The 18,297-nt window shown below is 52.7% G+C and carries 15 protein-coding genes and 1 pseudogene; 5 read left to right on the forward strand and 11 right to left on the reverse strand.

What is annotated here, in order from left to right; genetic code table 11:
* Nucleotides 1-330: 330 nt before the first annotated feature.
* Entirely contained in the window at nt 331-1,026 is a 696-nt protein-coding gene (locus ACR0ID_RS19370; protein ID WP_480608055.1) for an alpha/beta fold hydrolase, read from the reverse strand.
* A 228-nt stretch (nt 1,027-1,254) separates the two neighbouring features.
* On the opposite strand from ACR0ID_RS19370, the gene ACR0ID_RS19375 reads away from it, so the two are divergent.
* Both ACR0ID_RS19375 and ACR0ID_RS19380 read left to right on the forward strand, forming a co-directional pair.
* Nucleotides 1,255-2,880: a L,D-transpeptidase family protein gene (locus ACR0ID_RS19375; RefSeq protein ID WP_480608058.1), complete on the forward strand. Its 1,626-nt coding sequence runs from the start codon at nt 1,255-1,257 to the stop codon at nt 2,878-2,880.
* A gap of 112 nt (nt 2,881-2,992) precedes the next feature.
* Nucleotides 2,993-5,737 (forward strand): AsmA family protein, encoded by a 2,745-nt coding sequence (locus ACR0ID_RS19380; protein ID WP_480608062.1) that lies wholly within the window; start codon nt 2,993-2,995, stop codon nt 5,735-5,737.
* Between the two features lie 11 nt (nt 5,738-5,748).
* Here the strand turns inward: ACR0ID_RS19380 and ACR0ID_RS19385 are convergent, their stop codons facing one another.
* The 7 genes from ACR0ID_RS19385 to ACR0ID_RS19415 form a co-directional block, all read right to left on the reverse strand.
* Nucleotides 5,749-6,249, reverse strand: a complete 501-nt coding sequence (locus tag ACR0ID_RS19385; RefSeq protein ID WP_480608065.1) for a hypothetical protein — start codon at nt 6,247-6,249, stop codon at nt 5,749-5,751.
* Between the two features lie 124 nt (nt 6,250-6,373).
* The gene (locus ACR0ID_RS19390; protein WP_480608068.1) at nt 6,374-7,819 is read right to left on the reverse strand and encodes a mechanosensitive ion channel family protein; all 1,446 of its coding nucleotides are present in this window, start codon (nt 7,817-7,819) and stop codon (nt 6,374-6,376) included.
* Between the two features lie 164 nt (nt 7,820-7,983).
* A complete protein-coding gene (locus tag ACR0ID_RS19395) occupies nt 7,984-9,306 on the reverse strand; it encodes a mechanosensitive ion channel family protein (protein WP_260023743.1) in 1,323 nt (440 codons plus the stop codon).
* Between the two features lie 151 nt (nt 9,307-9,457).
* Entirely contained in the window at nt 9,458-10,747 is a 1,290-nt protein-coding gene (locus ACR0ID_RS19400; RefSeq protein WP_010438194.1) for a carbohydrate porin, read from the reverse strand.
* Nucleotides 10,744-11,145, reverse strand: coding sequence for a hypothetical protein (locus ACR0ID_RS19405; protein ID WP_010438197.1), 402 nt, complete (start codon nt 11,143-11,145; stop codon nt 10,744-10,746). The genes ACR0ID_RS19400 and ACR0ID_RS19405 overlap by 4 nt, the downstream gene beginning before the upstream one ends.
* Nucleotides 11,146-11,217: 72 nt before the next feature.
* Complete coding sequence (locus ACR0ID_RS19410; protein WP_480608071.1) at nt 11,218-12,609, reverse strand: metal-dependent hydrolase family protein; 1,392 nt, start codon at nt 12,607-12,609, stop codon at nt 11,218-11,220.
* Nucleotides 12,610-12,672: 63 nt separating this feature from the next.
* Nucleotides 12,673-14,064, reverse strand: coding sequence for a metal-dependent hydrolase family protein (locus ACR0ID_RS19415; RefSeq protein ID WP_480608073.1), 1,392 nt, complete (start codon nt 14,062-14,064; stop codon nt 12,673-12,675).
* Between the two features lie 180 nt (nt 14,065-14,244).
* Here ACR0ID_RS19415 and ACR0ID_RS19420 point away from each other — a divergent pair, with 180 nt between their 5' ends.
* Nucleotides 14,245-15,270 (forward strand): helix-turn-helix domain-containing protein, encoded by a 1,026-nt coding sequence (locus tag ACR0ID_RS19420; RefSeq protein WP_480608076.1) that lies wholly within the window; start codon nt 14,245-14,247, stop codon nt 15,268-15,270.
* Nucleotides 15,182-15,637, forward strand: coding sequence for a DoxX family protein (locus ACR0ID_RS19425; protein ID WP_480608079.1), 456 nt, complete (start codon nt 15,182-15,184; stop codon nt 15,635-15,637). Before ACR0ID_RS19420 ends, ACR0ID_RS19425 begins: the two co-directional genes overlap by 89 nt.
* 294 nt (nt 15,638-15,931) lie before the next feature.
* Here ACR0ID_RS19425 and terL read toward each other — a convergent pair whose 3' ends face one another.
* From terL to ACR0ID_RS19440, 3 genes are all read right to left on the reverse strand, one after another.
* Nucleotides 15,932-16,966 (reverse strand): phage terminase large subunit, encoded by a 1,035-nt coding sequence (gene terL, locus ACR0ID_RS19430; RefSeq protein WP_480608082.1) that lies wholly within the window; start codon nt 16,964-16,966, stop codon nt 15,932-15,934.
* 418 nt (nt 16,967-17,384) lie between these two features.
* Nucleotides 17,385-17,798 carry a DUF5681 domain-containing protein gene (locus ACR0ID_RS19435; RefSeq protein ID WP_480608085.1) on the reverse strand — a complete coding sequence of 138 codons (414 nt, stop codon included), beginning with the start codon at nt 17,796-17,798 and terminating at the stop codon, nt 17,385-17,387.
* Nucleotides 17,798-18,205 (reverse strand): DNA-methyltransferase, encoded by a 408-nt coding sequence (locus ACR0ID_RS19440; RefSeq protein ID WP_480608087.1) that lies wholly within the window; start codon nt 18,203-18,205, stop codon nt 17,798-17,800. The genes ACR0ID_RS19435 and ACR0ID_RS19440 overlap by 1 nt, the downstream gene beginning before the upstream one ends.
* 3 nt (nt 18,206-18,208) lie before the next feature.
* Here ACR0ID_RS19440 and ACR0ID_RS19445 point away from each other — a divergent pair.
* Nucleotides 18,209-18,297: pseudogene (locus tag ACR0ID_RS19445) on the forward strand (ATP-binding protein); the annotation flags it as partial.

Raw genomic sequence — 18,297 nt, forward strand, 5'->3', positions numbered from 1 at the left:
CGGTCCCATCATGGCTGATCCCTCCCTTTAGGAAGAATTGAATCAGCAACTTACCAACCGATCAAGCCCGAGTTTTTCAACAAAATAAGCCCTAAGCGGACATACAAAACCGAACTTTGCAATTCCAGCTGTACGGTCAGGAGCCGCCCGAAGCTGGTGCATTGAGATCAATGCCAGCTGATCAGTTGAGACGCGGGACAACCTGCGGCGCTGCGGCACATCTTCCCCCGAAGCGGTGGTTGAAGTAGGACAATCGGAATGGAAGCAATAACCATTCTAATACGGGCGATTTCGCTGTCTGCCCACTCGTGCAGGAATCGGCGGCCACGTTCAAATTGCGGACATTAGAATTCGGGCCAAGTCTTCAGGCCTATCGATCATCACGTAGTGCCCGAATGGCACCGAAATCGCTGTCCACCCCGACTGATGCTGGTATCGCTCAAAAAACGGTTGGCCAAGCCCTGGGACCCAGCCGGTGGCATAGATGTAGGTCCGCTTTAACACCTTGGCTCCGCCGCTCACCAGTTGAATCGGTTGCTCAAATGTCTTGAGTGGTTGCGCGACATTTCGGCGGCCCACCCACGCACAGTCTGCTCCATTCACCGAAAAAGCCTCCGCTGGGCCCGGCGCGACTTTGCCATCGACAGCACTATCACGAAGCCCTGCCGCGATATCCGCAGGCAACACATCCAAGGCGGCCTGCCCATCGCCCGGCACGAGCGCATCGAGGTACACAAGTGAGCGAATGTGGTTGGGCGCTCTATCTGCGACTCCGGTGACGACCATGCCGCCATAGCTATGACCGCACAAAACAATGTCAGAAAGTTCCTCGCACTTGATTACCCCTAGGACATCTTCGATATGCATGGCCAGATCGGTTTCGTCACTCACGAGGTGAGCACGTTCACCCAACCCTGTCAGTGTCGGAGTGAAAACGTCGTGGCCGTCCCTGCGCAGAAGGGCGGCTACGCGAGCCCAGCACCATCCCCCTTGCCACGCTCCATGGACCAATACAAATGTCGCCATAACCCGCCCAACTCCGTCGATACTGCAATGACAGTAGATTCAACAGGGCCGGCTCGTCCACAGGATCGTTTGGACGTTCAGCGTCAATCCCCTGCATATACACACAGCTCTCGAACCCTCCAATCAAATGGCCATACTAAAATCATAAATTACGATTTGATTATACATTATGTATGAGTATCCTCCCACATAGAGACAGCATATCGCGCGAAGCCGCAGGAGGTATTGGTGGGTCACGTTAAGTCGTTAGTCGCGATTTCGCTAACTGCATTGGTAACAATATTCCCCAACTCAAGCGTCGCAAACGAGATCTCAGAGCAGATTGCTGCTCTACTCGGTGCCAAGTTGGACGTGAGTAGCACGCTACCTGACAACAAGAGCTTGGATGCTGAAATCCTAGTGCCGCGTTTTTACGAAGAGAGGGACTTCACTCCTGCGTGGACACGCGATGTATTGTCGGACGAACTCTTTGATGAGTTGGATAGTGCAATAGAACAGGGTTTCAGACCGGAGGATTTTGACTTAGCGGAGCTTCAAGCCGCATTTAAGACCGCCCAAACTGGCGATGTTTCTAATCAAGCATTGTTCGATATTCTGGCAACGGACGCTGCGGTGAAACTGGTTCATCATTTGGTGTTTGGGAAAGTCGACCCAAATGCACTGGACGACGATTGGAACTTCTCAAAACCGGTAATTCAACAAGACCCAGCTGTTGTCCTAAATCAGTTTCTTCAAGGTGAAGGTTTCAGCGCGTTAATCGAACGCATCGATATCGACAATGCGCAGTATATGATGCTTGTCGAAGCACTGAGTAAGTATAGGGCCATTGCTTTACAGGGCGGTTGGACCAATGTTCCGGATGAAACCGTTCTTAAACCAGAGATGGTGGACCCTGCTGTCGCCAAGCTGCGCGAAAGGCTGGCGGCAGAAGGCTTCGTTGAAACAAGCGGTTCTTCTGAAGATGGCGAAAACGGCATAAACACAGCTTGGGTTTACGACGATAACTTGGTGAAATTAGTCAAATCTTTTCAGAGTCGGCATGGATTGGAAGCCGATGGGGTCATTGGCGGTAAGACGTTCGCATCGCTAAACAAACCGGTGGAAGATCGCATTAACAAGCTGCGTCTCAGCTTGGAACGTGGCCGCTGGCTTATGCGGGAAGTCGACGACGAATTCGTGCTGGTGAACATTGCAGGGGCCCGCACATATTTGGCCAAGTCGGATGGCACGCTTTGGACCACTAGATCAATCACAGGGTCAGCCTATCGAAAGACCCCAGTGTTCCGAGACGAAATCAAGTACATGGAATTCAATCCCACCTGGACCGTTCCCGCCTCTATTTTTCGTAAAGACAAACTTTCGCGCATCCGCAAGGATCCAGCCTATCTGACACGCAACAACTATGTCGTTCGGAACAAGGATGGCCAGACAATCCCCGCAAACGCTGTAAACTGGGGGGCGAAGAACCCCGGCGTGACCCTGGTTCAGCAGCCGGGCCCAGACAATGCGCTGGGTTTGGTTAAGTTCATGTTTCCAAACAAATACGCTGTATACTTGCACGACACAAACGACAAAACCCTTTTTGACCGAAACGAGAGAAATCTCAGTTCCGGCTGCGTTCGCCTTGAGTATCCGTTCGAGTTCGCGAGCCTTCTGATGGAGGGAGAGCCAGATTGGAGCCGACAGAAGATGCAGTCCATTTTGGATAGCGGAAAGACGACGCGCGTTGATCTACCTGAGCCAATGCCAGTTCTTTTGACATATTGGACAGCGTGGGTCGAAGACGGGGTCGTTCATTTCCGCGAGGACCCATACGAGCGGGATGCTCGTATCCTGGCGGCTTTGGACCGATGAGCACGAAATGCGCGGCGCGCGCGATCCGAATTATGTGCCCATCTAGTCCAGCGGATTGGCGAACGCCGAATTGAAGATAGACAAAACGGCGTAGGCGACGACAGGGGGATGCATGAGGACTTGGCTGTTTAGAACAATTGGGATTGTCGTACTACTTGTGTTTGCAACAATCACACTTGTTTGGTTGCTACTTGCTGCGCCGCTATTCTCGGAGATGCGACGTGACTTGGTCGAAAAAGTCCTTTCTGAACAAATCGGACAACCGATTGTAGTCAACGACGATGTAAGTGTCGCGCTTGGACGCATCACCCACATTTACGTCGGTGGTGTGGTTATCCCGAGCCAATCAATGCCGGAAACATCTCTTGCAGAATTGAACCTTCTGGAACTGGAATTGGATGTTGCCGCTTTGGCCAATCGTCGTCTGCACTTTGACAACCTCGTCGTTGACGGTCTCCAGGCGAATTTCTTTACAGCTGCTGACGGCACTACAAGTTGGCGAAAAGGCCGACCGACGCCAAAACCTGAACCCGAAAACGCCACGGAAGAGGACAATCAAGAGGCTATAGCTGAGACAGGCGGGTCCAATGAGGGCGACCCAGAAGGTAGCGGGATCCTCTCATTCCTGAGCGACAAGAATGTAGCTTTCACATCCATTGGGTTGAACATTGATGATCAAACTTCTGGCTTCTCGTTCGTGTTTGACCTCCAGTCTCTCGCTCTGGAACAGGTAGACGAAGGGCAAAGAACAAAGGTCTCGGGGACCGGCTCCGTCAACAGTCAAAGTTTCGAAATCGAGGGTGACTATCCTCATAGCGCACCGTTTACGACGCGCGCCAATTTTGGCGAAATGACGGTAAGCTACGACGGCGAACCATTTTCGGAAAACGAGGGAGGCGGCTATCGTGCTGTCTTGCAGATGGACACTGGTGAATTCGGTGACTTTCTTGAAGTCATTGGGCTGGAGCGAGTTCTGGAAGGGAATGGCCAGTTGCAAGCAGAGCTTGTTTCTCAGGATGCTCTGAAAATCGAGACCTTTACGACCACCGTAAACCTTGAGGACGGACAGCAACTTACAGCAGAAGGATCGATAGAAGACTTCTACACAGCTCGGGGCGTTGATCTGTTATTCGACGCGCGGCTTTATCCTGAGGGGCAGCCGCCGAACGCAGCAAAGAGTTTCCAGGAGCTGAAGTTCACAGCCTTTGAAATGCACATGGTGGGCTCACTTGCATCTTTCGAGTTCGAGAAACTTCTGTTCCAAACTAACGCATTTGACCAAGGCCTGGACGTAATCGGGCCAGCCTCTATTGAACGCATTCGCCGCATGCCCGATGGTCGGCTTGCGATGCTGGGCATCGCCTTACAGGCTGGACCCATTGAGGACCCAATTCTAAAGGCCGACGGCGAAATTCTCGACCTGCTTCAGCTTCAGGACGTGACCTTCGATGGCACACTCAACGGGCCGGCCAAATTGATTTTGCCAAATATGGATGAAGATTTTGTCGATCAGCTCGGTGGCATAAATGCCGACTTCAGCTTGTCCAATGAAGGAGGGCCTGTTTCGCTTAACAGGTTTAACGCAACCACCTATGGCACAAATCTTTGGGCGCTTGACCTCGCGCTATCGGTCAGCGAATTGAAAGGGCTGTCAGGCCTTGATTTTGACGTGGAACTGGAAGTCAGCGACGGAGCTAGTTTTCTGACTGCGCTCAAATTGCAACCTGTCGAGATTGGCGCACTTGCCGTCGATGCAGTGGCGTCGAAGCAGGGCGAGGACTTCACCGCCTCAATCGAGTTTGAAGCCGGTTCGTCACACCTTCTGGCCGCTTTGGATGCAAAATTTCCCGAGGGCGCTTCTGTAATTCGCGGAAACGTTGCGAGTAAAAGGCTCGATTTGAATGATCTAAAAAACCTGACCGCCACGTTGGACCAGCTTAAGAGCTTGGTAGGCGACGCTTCAAAAGATCCTGAAGCCGACGTACAGCCCTTGGTTCTACCGAAGGAAACCAACGTACAGCCCCTGGTTTTACCAAAGGAGAAAGGAAAGCCAGCCGATCTTCTGGATGTGCAGCGCGTACTGAGAGAGGCTGACGTCGAGGTACAAATCGACTTTAAGGAGATTGTTGGCCAACAAGGCGTAACTTCTGTTTCCAGCCAATTGTCTGCAAAAGAAGGGACCGTAGATTTTGGGCCGCTCCAATTGGCATATGGCGGTGGAAACTTCAGCCTACGGGCAGTGATGGATCTGATTGACTCACCTGATTGGCTCTCCTTGTCGGGGTCAACCTCAGGATGGGAATTCGGAGAGATTCTCGATGAACTGGGTATCGGGATAGATGCATATGGGCGGTTGAGTGGTGAGTTCAACGTTTCAGGCAGCACTGCGTCTGGCAATGCGTTTGTGAATTCCATGCGCGGCACTGCTTCTTTATCGATGTCACAAGGCTATGTCAGCACCAGCCTTCTGGAGTTGGCAGGGCTTGGTATTTTCCCATGGCTGTTTTCAGAGGAACTCCGTCAAGGTTACACGGACATAACATGCGTTGTGGCACCAATTAACATCGAAGCCGGCCGGGTAAGCTCAGACTCCATCGTGGTTGAAACGGGTTCTGTTCAATTGGTGGCCAAGGGCCAAGTGGATTGGGTCAAAGATACTATTGCGATCAGGGCAGAACCTCGTCGAGTTGGCAAACCGCTATCCCGTAGCGCGTGGCCGTTTGACGTGACTGGCCAACTTTCGTCACCGAAGTTCAAGTTGGATGTGGGTGGATCCAGAAACAAGGCTCCGGAAGGTGCTGATGCGATGCCAGAAGACAGGCAACCGTGCGTGCCAGACATGAATCAGCTTCAATAGTCGGTCACGACCTAGTTCTTGAGTGGTTCAGGCTGTTCTGCCTGACATGCCAAAACGGCCTCGATGGCTTTTGAGGACCCACTTAGATCAAGTTCCACTTCGGCCCCACTTTCACCAATTATCGTGACGCTTTGGCGTTTCCCGAATTCGCTTACAAACGCAGGGTTGTCGAAAAAGGCATACCCCCCGGGGACGCCATTTTTAAAAACACCTACGGCTTCGCCTTCAAACTTTGCGTCACCAAAATCGAATTTCACGATACCGGTTGAACCGTCCTCAATCTGAACCCAGGTCGGATTGTAAGCGGCGAAGAAACCGCCAGCCTGATTGGGTGCGACGCCAATCTCAACTGTCATGTCGTCTTCGAAGGGCTTCCACGCGAGGCAGCCATTTCCTTTCTCGGGGTCGATCAAAATTTTCCAGTCGCCGGACTCACCCCACGGCTCCATACCAGCGGCATGAGCGCCACTCGCGAGAAGCGTTACTATTGCGGTAAATGCCCAATTGATCATCTGGAACCCCAAAACGTTCTGAAAACTATTGCATTAATCCTACCCATTGCTCTGGATCAATCAAACTAATCCGACAACCTGCAAGGGCGGGGTTTAGTAGACCCAGAGTGGACTTGGTATTCTTTTACTCCGCTATATGAGCAAGCTTTCCATCCCATTCCTCAGTGGGAATCTTAGGACTTGGCGGGTCAGCCATGTAGGACGGTGTCATAATTTGCGTACCGTTCTCGTTGAACACTTCCACGATGTTTTGGTGTAGATCAGACAGAATCTTAGGCAAACTCGATCCTCGAGATGTGTATGCGTTAATTTCGTAATTGATGGCATAGTCAGCCAACTGTGTCCAAAGCACAAAAGGTTCCGGGCTTTTTCTCAATCCCTGTGTGCGATGAGCCGCCTCTATCAACATTGCCGTGATTTTTTTTGGCGGCTCCTCGTACCCGATCCCGACAGTTGTGTAAACGACAAGGCCTCGACCATCGACTTTTCGCGAATAGTTCACGACCTCTGAGTTCAACAACTGAGCATTTGGAATACTGATCATTTCGTTTTTGATAGACTTGATAAGTGTTTCCATGAGTTTGATTTCGGTCACGTCCCCTATCTTGTCTCCGACCATTATTCGATCACCAACATTCGTACTACGTCGATAGATGACAAACAGACCTGCCATCATGTTTGACACAACCGTGTTGGACCCTAACGAGACCATGATGCCGGCGAGAATTGTCAAACCCTGAAACGCCCGGGAACCTGAGCCCGGAATGTATGGGTAAGCGAACACCAGCGCGATCACGATAACCAAAGCCCTGAACAGCATGTTTGTTGGCGCGATCCAGTGCGCCTCGAAACCTTTGATTTCAAACGCCCCGTTCTCCAGGTTGTCAAAGAACAGATCGAGGCCACGGATCGCAAACCGGCTTACAGCTGCTATAATTACCAGCATGATCAGATTTGGGATGTACCCAATGACAGCCAGCACAACGGTAATCAATGGCTCACTGACGTACTTAAGAAGAACTTGAGCAATGGCCCGGGTTTCCGCGAACGACAGCAATACCAAGGACAGGTAGTAGTAGAGAAAAAACAGAAACAGCACCCACATCAAAGCATGAATTGAATAAACGATGATAGACGCGATTGCCCTGCTTCGTAGGATTGACTTTGTAGCTTCCTCGACGCTTTCCGCTCTCTTTTCCAAGTTGTTTCTGACGTAGCCCAGAAACTTCTTCCGTTTGGCAAAGAAGAAGTATGACACCAGTGCAAACAACGCCGTCCAAGCAACAGCGGCCAAGGTGCTGTCAACGCGGCCTTCGCTGGATCGCGCTTCCCGGTACTTTAAAATGGCATTTTCGATGGCCTCTGCTTGCAGCCCGGCCAGAACTTCAATGTCCATCTGTTCGTGGTCGGCGTCAGCCTGAGTGGTAATAGTGACCATATGGCCGTCGACGCGTACGAGTTGTCCAAATTCAGCCCGGGAGATTTGGATGTCGACCGTTTTGCTCTCTGATCTATCCGCGACTTGAGTAATTCTTTCTTCAATCTTTGCGGCCCTGTCCGTTGCAGGCAATGCGCTGGATCCGCGGACGACAAAAAGTTCATCCCCATCGACAACAACAGGTGCTATGAATTCGGGATCTTCTCGTTCCTGCTATGGCAGCAGTATTTCTTCTGACTGAGCCGAGGCGACACTGCAAAGAAGTAGAAAGGACATCATCCATATTACTAATGCTCTCATGTCTTTGCTCCTTCCACTGGGATCAGGTGAACATCGCGCTGCGGGAACGGTATTGATATTCCCTCTTGGTCAAACCGTTCCTTGGCTTGTCCTGTGAGGTCCCAATAGACAGTCCAATAGTCGTCAGACTTAGACCACGGTCGACAAAAGATATTGACTGAATTGTCGCCAAGCTCACCAACAAATATTTCTGGATCAGGCGATTTCAGGCATAGTTCATGCCTTCCGACCAATTCTTTCAGCACATTGATTGCGTGGGCAGCATTGTCTGAATACGCGATACCAAAAACCAGATCGACGCGACGCTCATCAGATGCGCTGACATTTGTGATTACGTCACCCCAGATCTTACTATTCGGCACAATGATGATCTGATTGTCGAAGGTTCGGATTTTTGTCGAAACGACCGACATCTCGTCAACAAAACCAGATGACCCGCCAACCTGAATATAGTCTCCGGTATCGAATGGCTTTAAAACCATGATCATCAGACCGCTGGCGAGATTGCCTAGCGTTTCCTGAAGCGCAAAGCCAAGAATGAAAGACAAACCACCAAATATTGCAAACAAAGGAGTGACATTCACACCAAACAGGGCAAGTACAACCAGAATGCCGAGAATAAAGACCGCCCAAAACACTGCGGTCGCAATGAATTTCTTAAGCATCCGCGAAATTGTAGGTATCTTTTCAAGGCCGCGCTCAGATAGACGACGCACCACTTTCGCGACAAACATCATAACCCAAACAGCCGCCAAAACACCCAGCCCAGCCAATAAAAGACCAGCACCTCCCTCCCAGGAAACCAACCATTGGAGAGCGTTGTGAAATAACGTCTGCAAATCCGTTGTTTTAAGCACGCCAGTTTTGAGCGCTAAGACATAATCAGTATGCGGTTTCAGGTCTTCTTCGGCGGCACCCTTTAAGGCCCACTCGTTCAAGACCAGAGTGTAATTATCCAAAATTACAGTGCCAGTATCGTTTATCAAAGAAAGCTGTGATCTCAGGTCATCTTCTTGCGCTTCGTTTCCGGCCTGAAGGCTAAGATTAATACGGGCAATTTCTTCAAGTTGGTTGCGAACATGGTCTTGCCAGGCAACAGCAATTTCTGAAAGCTCATCAGTCGTCAGCGGAACAAGCAGTATCTCCAGGTCACCGGCAGAAATTGATTTGTCGGCAACCTCAGTTAAGAGATCTTCTTGCTGTACCGCAGCAGGTTCCTGTTCAGTTGCAGCATTCTGTGCGTACGCTGGAACAGCGTTTGACGTCGATACCGCCGCAGCAAAGAGCAAAATAACCAAACCGTAGATGTATCGCGCCATGACACTAAAGCTCCCACATAAAGACTGAAGAGATCGTAAGGAGACCGGAAAGGTCTGCCATCAAAAATAGTTGGGGGCGACCCACTCACTTGCCGCCCCCGCCCGTTCCGGCAAAAATGCAGCCCGAACGGAAACTACTAACCGGCATGCATCAAAGATTGACCCTCAGTCTCAGTCCTAAGACCAGCGGGTCGTTCGAGTTTGATCCGGGATTTTTCAGGTATTGCACGTCTGCCGTCAGTGCCAGATTGTCGGCCAGGTCCAAACGGTAGAAAACTTCAAGTGTCGTTTGACTGGGCAATCCTGGTGTCGTCAGGTCGGCAACAGTGGCCGCTATGCCAAGGAGATCATCGTAGGTGCCAGGTCGCCACATCAAGCCTGCGTTGACTGCACGCCTGGCCAGCGCACCCCCGCCATTGGACCATCCCAGCCGTCCGAAAATCATCAGTTGGCTGTCGAATGTATGGTTGGCAGAAAGTGTGGCTCCATATGTTTCCGGTACGCCAACTTGTCGGCGCGCATCTGTGTGAAACATCCCCAGATGAACGTTTGTCAGAAATCGTTTTGATTTTTCGGGCGTCCAGCCGATCTCGGCGTATTTGTAGAATTCGCTACCCCCGGAAAACCACTCAATGTCTGTGAGAGACCCATTGGCATCGCTAACTACCCCTAACGCGTAAATCTGGTCCGTTAGATAGCCGCCGACGGTGACGCCAAAACCTGGATCGGGGATTGGCAGCACCGGGCTAAACAGGATCGAATAGTTCGAAAAGGTCGTTCGTGGGTTCACGTAACCCAGAATGTCAGAGTAGTCGCCCGGATCGATCCGACCCGCCACCACTCCTCCGCGGCCGTTTGCGAAGGCTTGTTGCCAGTAAGCTACCGACAAGGTCGTGTTTGTGTCCCCAAACGTGACCGCGGTTGCCCCTTGATACCCAATTTGCGCAGGCAGCGCTGAAGGTGCAATGGACTGGCCCAACCGGTGTCGGTTCTCCAGAATAAAGACAAGGCTACCCGGGTTTTCACCACCCCGGTTTGCCAATTCCCACGTCCCGATCATCCTGAGCTGACCGGATGCAGATTCGTCTTGCCCGGTCAGGCTGTGAGAACTGCGCTGGTATAGCGCCTGATAGTCGAAGCTGAGGGCTAATCCGGTGTTTTCCCGAAATCGACCCAAAGCGTTCTCGGCTGGATCAATGGCACGGTCCAAACCGGGCCAACGCGAATCTTCCAGCCGGCGCAACCTGTCTTGCTCCTGCTGCGCGCTGGCTGATCCCGGACCACCCAACGATACCTGGGCTGCGGCCTCCAGTTTGGCCTGACCAGCGTTTTCCTGTGCGCCAGCAGCACCGGCAAATAGTGCAAAGGCGCTCAATAACGCGGTGGAAAGGGTCGGTCGTGATGGAAGGTACGATCTCTGGTGCGACAAAACTCCAATCACTTTACATCATCCACAGCTTTTATTTCGGAAACACGTTCCAGCGCCGCAGCCATGTCGGCGCTGCTCATCAACTCGATCATCTGGTAATCATCAAGCAGGCCATCGCCGAGGCGGCTAACATAGAAGGCTTGGATAAAGGTAGGGTCATCTGGCAGGGAGACGGTGATGTAGTTCTTCCCGTTCCCAAGTCCCCAGTAATAGCTCAAAAGCTCTCCACCGAGCGCTTCGATCCCGCCCTTCACCGAGGCTGCGCGATCCCCCGGATTGGCGATCTGCATTTCCCAAGCGGTGCTATTGGACGTGCCAATGAACAAAAACGTACGCATGCTTTCGGCGTCTTCAGCTGCGGCAATTGAACCACAGATCGCCATAAAGACGCCAAGGCTGAGATGTTTCACAGTCTTTCCTTTCAGGGAAGGTTTCTTGGCTGAAGTGTGGGGTTATCAAAGATAGACCACCCCACTTTCCTTTCATTCCAGCGTATTCTTGTAGAATTTTCCGTCCTTCATGATGACACGGATGGTGTCGAAACCTTCTTCACGCGGTTCCGCGTCAAACCATTTCGGTTGGGCGCCCAAGACAGAAAGATCTTCCAGCGGGTTGCCATCGACGATCAGGATATCGGCGTAGGCTCCTTCTTGGATCACCCCCAACTGCTCCGGATAAGGATTACGTTGGCCAGTCAGCTGCGCAAGTTCGCCCGCGGTCGACGTAGCGGAGACCAGCATGGCATGATTGCCGAACCAATCAGCAAACTGGTACTTTTCGAAATCGCGATGGGCACGACCCTGATCGAGCGTTGACAGTACTGTATCAACGTTGTGCACGACCTTGGGTTTGTATTTCTTGACAAGTGTGATGAGATCCTTGCTTTGGTCATGTGCAACCGCAAGCTTGATGCCTGCCGGCGTACCCGGTGCAAAGTTGGGGTGCTCAAACAGGATCGGTGAGAATCCGGCGGTGTTGAGCGACCAAAATATCCCTTCATCAGCCATGCGCTTCACGGTTTCTTCTGTGACCATCTGGCCGTGTTCAATGACCTTGACGCCCGCATCCAGTGCCATTTGGACAGTTTCGTCCGTGTATGCATGCGTAAAGGCGTAAGTATCAAAAAAGGCTGCGACCTCTACGGCCGCTCTGATCTCTTCCACGCCGTATCCCACAGACCAAAGCGGGTCCAATTCCGAGGAAACACCGCCACCGACGGTTAGCTTGATTTGCGTGGCCCCATAGCTGAGGTTCCGGCGCGCGGCCGTTCTGATTTCGTCTACGCCGTCTGCAACGACCGCGAGATTTAGTTCTTCCACCTGTGCGACGGGGCCACCTTCTGCCCGGGCACGAGGGCTGCGCCAGTCCGTGTGACCAGATTGTGGGCCGATGCACGCACCGCTCGGGTAAATCCGTGGCCCGACAAGGATATCCTGATCGATCAGCTTTTTCATCGCATCACCTTGGCCACAGGCATCGCGAACCGTTGTGTACCCATCCATAAGGTAATCACGCGCGTTTGCGACCGCCATCGCGCCGACGCCGTCCCAATTCGCATATTCCGCGCCACCAAAGCTTGTGAACAGACCGGTCAGGTTCAGATGGACGTGGCTGTCGATCAGCCCGGGCATCAATGTGCGACCACCTCCATCCACAACCGTCGCGCCAGGCGCGTCGATAGCCTCGGTGGACACTTCTTTGATCAAGTTGCCTTCAACCAGAACGCTGGCGTTCTCGATCCGCGCCTCGTTCACACCGTCAAAGACATGGACGTTAGTGAACAGGGTTTGCGGCTGGGTATCCTGTGCAAACACGGCAGTGGCCGTGATAGCGATTAGGCTCGCGGCAGCGGCTATCTTTGTTGAAATACTCATTTCTTTCTTCTCCCTTAAAATTTAGTGCGCGGGGTGCCGAGGTAAGTTCACCCCACGCGACACTCAGTCGAGTGTGTTCTTGTAGATCACGCCATCTTTCATGATGATCTTTAGATTGGTGTCGGGATCGGACAGCAGCAGGATGTCCTCCAGCGGGTTCCCATCGACCAATAGAAGATCGGCGTATGCACCCTCTTCGACCACACCCAGCGGGCCGTCCTGATAAGGATTGTTCAAACCTGTAAGACGGTTCATGCGCGCGCCGTTGGACGTTGCGATGCGCAAAATGTCGAAGGGTGTGAAATTCGCTTCAAGCAGGTATTTGAACTCGTCGTTCATCTTCTTGTCCTGCTCTAGCGTTTGGTCCCAGTTGTTGATGAGGTCAGTGCCCAGGGTGTAGAGATCGATCATGCCTGGCGTGGTTTGAATTACTTCAATCATGTTGGCCGCGGCATCCCGCACCGTCTTCCACTTCGCAAACGACGCGGGTGTGTAAAATGCTTCGGCCTGCTCGGTGGAGAACGAGTAGACCGGAGCCACGGCGGTCGCAAACATGATCTGTTTTTGAACCATGACCTCGGCCACTTCCGGAATCAGAAACGGGATGTGTTCGACGGTTTTCGCGCCATTGTCGATACAGTTTCGGATCGCCTGTTCAGTGAACACATGGCAGGTCACATAAGTGCCCCACTGTTCGGCGGTTTTGACTGCCATCTGGATTTCATCGGCTTGGTACTGAAGCGAATGCAGGGGGTCGAACTCGGACGTAACACCGCCGCTGACCATAATTTTGATCTGGGTTGCCCCGCGGCACAGGTTCTCGCGTACAGCCATCCGGATCTGATCCGGCCCATCGGCTATAAAGCTCATTTCACTTTCGACCCAATGTGATGGTCCTTGCCCAGACAGTGTGGGATGCCGGTCGTTCAATTTACGGAAGTCCGCGTGCCCGGATGTCTGGGTGATGAAGGCTTCAGACGAGTAAATGCGCGGCCCGGGAAACATGCCGGAATCTATAATGCGAGCGATGGATTTTGCTGGTCCGCCTAGGTCCCGGACAGTGGTGAACCCATTCATCAGGATGCGTTCAGACCGAATTGTCGCGACGCCGCCAAGGTGAAAGGGTGTTATATTCTGGCGCAACCCATCGCTGAGAGGGTTGAACACCGTAAGATGCACGTGTTGATCATGCATTCCGGGCATCAGTGTGCGCCCACCACCGTCGATGATTTGCGCATTGGCGACGGCAAGCGGCTCAGTTGAGACCTCGGCGATCAGGTTATCAACGACCAAAACATTTGCGTTCTCGATCCGCGCTTCGTTCACCCCATCAAAGACATGAACATTTGTGAAAAGGATCGGGAAACTTTTTTCCTGTGCAGCGGCATGAGTTGGAAACAGATGGCTCGCAGCTAGTACTGCGGGCACAATTATGCGCATCAGACATCCGTTCATCAGGGCTCCTATCAACAAGAATCGCAAAAGGCGCATTTAGGAGTCATTATAGAATTCGAATAACTTGATGCCTGACAATTTGCCGGTTCGTGAAAAATAGTTTTGGAAAACTGCAAGATTTCATAATTTTATTGTGGGAAATTCCTACACTCGGGCATATTGCGAATTTCTGGAGAAGAGATGACAAGAAGACTTGGTAATAACACGGATCAGTCGCTGCCACTCGTCAGGGCTTCAGTTGCGGGTCCGGTTGTCGCAGCGCTTCGCAGCGTAGGGGTCGAACCCGCGTTTGTTCTTGATCCTCTGGGGTTGAACGAAGCGCAGGTAATGGACCCGAAGAATTTCCTGCGCCACGATACCGTCTACCAGATCTATCAGGCCGTGGCAGAAGCCACTTCACCGGATTTTTGCGCACGGGTCGGGCAATCCGTCGATCTTGTCAAATTTCTCCCGCTTGGCGATATGCTGGCAGAAGCCCTTACGTTGGGAGACTTCTTTACCAGGTTCACACAAGCGGTTTCCAAGGAATCCAATGCCGTTACGCAATCCCTCTTTGTTGAAGGAGAGCACGCGTATTTCAGTGCCAAAAGGAACTTCCAAATTTCGGTTTCTCCCAGCCAAACCGACGCGTTTCTGACGAGTATATGGATATCCCTGTTGCACCGTGTCCTGGATTTCAGGTGGGACCCCAACCAGGTCATTCTTCGCGTCAGTGACCCGGATGCGCTGCCCGGTCAGTTTCACGGCGTTCGGGCAATCAAGTGCAATCCTCAAGGTTTTTCGATCAGGTTTCCCTCCAGCTGGTTAAGTTACAGACTACGACCAGAGGCACTGGAAAACCCCCCAGACTACAGGGTGATGGATGAGGACCTGGCCGCCCCGCAGGATTTCCTTGCAGGATTGGAAGGCCTGATCAGGGTCCATCTTGCGGATTCAGGATTTGGTGTGGATGAGCTTGCGGACCTTTGCGGATTTCATCAGGAAACACTGAACAACCGATTGGAACCCTACGGTCAAACGGCGTCCCAAGTGATCGCGCGCATTAAGCAGGAAGAAGCCGAACGCCTGCTAGCAAATGACAACAAATCCGTCGGCGAGACAGCGCAACGGCTCGGCTATGCCGACCCAACAGCTTTCTCTAGAGCTTTCCGTAAATGGACGGGCCTATCTCCAGCAGCCTACAAGAAATCAAACCGGAAGGACTAGCATTGCTCCTGAACATCGCCATCGGTCTTCTATCTGCATTTTTCTCTTTGCTTCATCCATCAAGATTTTTGGGTGGCAAAAGAAGGTCTTTGAAATCCAGTTGGGCATGTTCGAAAGCTACGGCCTCAACAGGCAGATCATGTTCCTCGTCGGATGCGGAGAACTTTTCGGGGCATTCGCCATCTGGTTTCAATCGTCGTGGATAGGGCCACTAGGAGCACTTGCGTTGCTCTGCACATCTTTCGGAGCGATATTCTGCCATTTAGTGTTCGATACTTGGAAGCAGGGCATACCAGCGATGATAACAGGGACGCTTGCGGCTTTTGTTTTAAACGCTGGGTATTCAAAGCTTCTAAACGTACTGTAACAACAGTCACCCGACCGATACCGGGTAACCTCAGGACAGCGATGGAACGTCCACGACGGGCCTTTATTCTCGACTTTGCAAAGTCCGCTTTCTGCGCATTGCTGTCATTGGGGCATAGAGCAGCATCGGTCAAAGTGGGCTCAACTCGGTCATTCGCTGCACTCAGCTTGAACGACAGAGTTGCGAACCTAGCTGCCGTTCGCCTCGGCGCAGCAATATTTCGACAAACACAAGGTTCATTTGGTGACAAAACCGATGCAGGTGAGCTCATGGTCTGAGTGAGGCCGAGCTTTTCTATCCGCACATATTTTTGCTTAAGAAAGCAGCACTCTTGCTTCCAGACGTGAAACTATACCCCTTGAACCTGCTACAGTGCCGTATCGTGTGATGCCGATAGTCCAATGCCCGGAGCGCCTGAGACATACTATCGACCTGGTCATCATATTTGCCTTTCGGAAAAGCTGCCACTTCCGCTTTAATGGCCTCCAACCAATGCGCGGCCTTGGGCAGGCGCACTTCACCCGCCTCGATTTTTGCGGATTGGGCGATCATCCGCTCTACCTTGCCTTTTTCCGGTGAGAGCCAGTTTGCCTCTGAGGCTCCCTTCTTCACAAGATCAGGCTTGAGGGACAGTCCGGTTACAGCTTTCTCGATAACGATCAGGTTCGGCTTCCATTTCTTGCGCAAAAGAACTGCGGCATCGACGATTTCCGGGTAGAGACACTGTTGGCGATGCACGTCTAGCAAGTCGACATAGTTGCCAATGATGCCCCAGGTTGTGCAGACGGTATAGTCGTTCGAATCGCCTGGAATGGCCGCTGTGTCCCAGCTTTGAATCACTGCCTCGTACTGCGCCCGAGGCAGCAGCTTTTCGTAGGTTTTGAACCATTCCAGTTTGACGAGATTACCGCCCGGCAGAACGGGATGCTGCTGATATTCGGCTTCAAAAGCCAACGTTCCGATCTCTGCTTTGATCGCGGCAAGCTCCTCCAGACCGACGCGATCCGGGTCCAGTGGTTCACCCGGAAACCGGGTGTATTGCATGTTGTCGCCGAGGTCGAACGTTTGCTCTTCGATAGCGATCGCCGGCATGCTCACGACTTCCCAATTGCCGGTCTGCCGCAAACGTCCCAGAAGATCGTCTTCATGCAGGCGTTGACCGACCACGACAATTGCGCCGGTTTTGGGATCGTCCAATCGTGTTGCAATGGTCTCTTTATAGACTTGCCAGGCCGAGTCTCGCGCTGTCTGAGAATGTGTGTCCTGGGCCTTCAGAACATCGTCAAGAATGACGATGTCGCCTCCTTTGCCAGTCAGCGTGCCGCCCATCGAGGTCGCAATCCGAAACCCTTTCTGCGTCGTGTGATACTCGGCAACAGCGTTTTTCCCGGGGTCCAGAGCAAGCCCCGGAAAGTTTGCCTGGTAAAATGGTTCCTGCATCAGACTACGGCACTTCAGACCGAACGATTGAGCCAGATCCTGCCCGTAGCTGATGCACACGATGCGTTTTGTCGGATCCCGCCCAAGGACCCACGCGGGAAACGCAACGCTGGCGATGGTTGATTTCAGATGGCGTGGCGGCAGCTCGATAATCAGACGGCGGACTTCGCCTCTGGCCACCCGCTCCAGAGTACAGCACAAGGCTCGGACGTAATGCGCGGAAGACAGCGATCGGCCCGGGTTCAAAGTTCGGAACGACCGGCCCAGAAACGACCTCAGCCGCGACCGGATTAGCACTCTGTGTACATCATTCGGAACCATCAGAGCCTCCTGCCGAATGTGCCCGACGGACCTCATCCAGCCAGTCGAGTTCTTCCATCAACGACGCGTAATCGTCGTCATCAAACGGAACCTCTGCCACCGCGGCGGTTGTGCCCTCCGCTTCTTTTACAAGGTCGATAAGCAGTTTCAGAGATTGAGGCCGACCTTCGAAGCACTTGTTGACCAGAACCCGAACCGCGCCTTCGAGCTTGTCAACCACCTGCTTTTCACCGGCGTCTGTGATTGTGATCTTCTCCTTCAACACCTTTGACAGAACCTGGTGGATGTTCTTGCTGCCTTTCGGACGACCTTTGGGATTGCCGCTCTGACCCGGCTTGAATTGCGTGGTTTTTGGCGGCTTACCTTTGCCGACCTCATAGTTTTCATTGTCTTCCGACATCAGAAATCCTCCTCTGGCGAAACCGTCGTCCTACGCAGCCCAGCTTTGACAACGTCAGCATCTGGCACTGCCTCAGCGCGTTCCGCGAAGGTCTTCCCTGTTGCCTCATGGATCGCGCTACAGCCCGTCAGGCTTTCCCAACGGCGTATCGCGACATCGACATAAGCCGGGGCGATTTCGACCCCGACGCAGCATCGACGCGTACGTTCCGCCGCAAGAAGCGTCGTTCCGCTGCCAAGAAACGGGTCAAAGACGGTTGCACCGGCGACCGTCGCGTCTAAGATCGCGTCCTCGACAAGGCCGATAGGCTTGACCGTCGGGTGCAGCGAGAAGTCGTCGATCTCGTCCGCCCTGCCGCCGGTTGCTCCAGCATATTCCCAGACATTGGTGCGGTTCCGACCATTCACGCCAAGGTGGCGCGCTTCCCCTCTTACAAAGACCTCGCAGGCTTCGACTTCAAATCCAGTGAGATCAACGAGGCCACTGTCCGGCAATTGCA

This window comes from Ruegeria sp. AL2 (assembly GCF_056540845.1).

What these genes read in the sequence shown, in the direction of transcription:
- ACR0ID_RS19370 (WP_480608055.1), bottom strand. Translation starts at nt 1,026, where the DNA reads ATGGCGACATTTGTATTGGTCCATGGAGCGTGGCAAGGGGGATGGTGC.
- ACR0ID_RS19380 (WP_480608062.1), top strand. Translation starts at nt 2,993, where the DNA reads ATGAGGACTTGGCTGTTTAGAACAATTGGGATTGTCGTACTACTTGTG.
- ACR0ID_RS19385 (WP_480608065.1), bottom strand. Translation starts at nt 6,249, where the DNA reads ATGATCAATTGGGCATTTACCGCAATAGTAACGCTTCTCGCGAGTGGC.
- ACR0ID_RS19395 (WP_260023743.1), bottom strand. Translation starts at nt 9,306, where the DNA reads ATGGCGCGATACATCTACGGTTTGGTTATTTTGCTCTTTGCTGCGGCG.
- ACR0ID_RS19410 (WP_480608071.1), bottom strand. Translation starts at nt 12,609, where the DNA reads ATGAGTATTTCAACAAAGATAGCCGCTGCCGCGAGCCTAATCGCTATC.
- ACR0ID_RS19415 (WP_480608073.1), bottom strand. Translation starts at nt 14,064, where the DNA reads ATGAACGGATGTCTGATGCGCATAATTGTGCCCGCAGTACTAGCTGCG.
- ACR0ID_RS19420 (WP_480608076.1), top strand. Translation starts at nt 14,245, where the DNA reads ATGACAAGAAGACTTGGTAATAACACGGATCAGTCGCTGCCACTCGTC.
- ACR0ID_RS19425 (WP_480608079.1), top strand. Translation starts at nt 15,182, where the DNA reads ATGCCGACCCAACAGCTTTCTCTAGAGCTTTCCGTAAATGGACGGGCC.
- terL (WP_480608082.1), bottom strand. Translation starts at nt 16,966, where the DNA reads ATGGGCGGCACGCTGACTGGCAAAGGAGGCGACATCGTCATTCTTGAC.
- ACR0ID_RS19435 (WP_480608085.1), bottom strand. Translation starts at nt 17,798, where the DNA reads ATGTCGGAAGACAATGAAAACTATGAGGTCGGCAAAGGTAAGCCGCCA.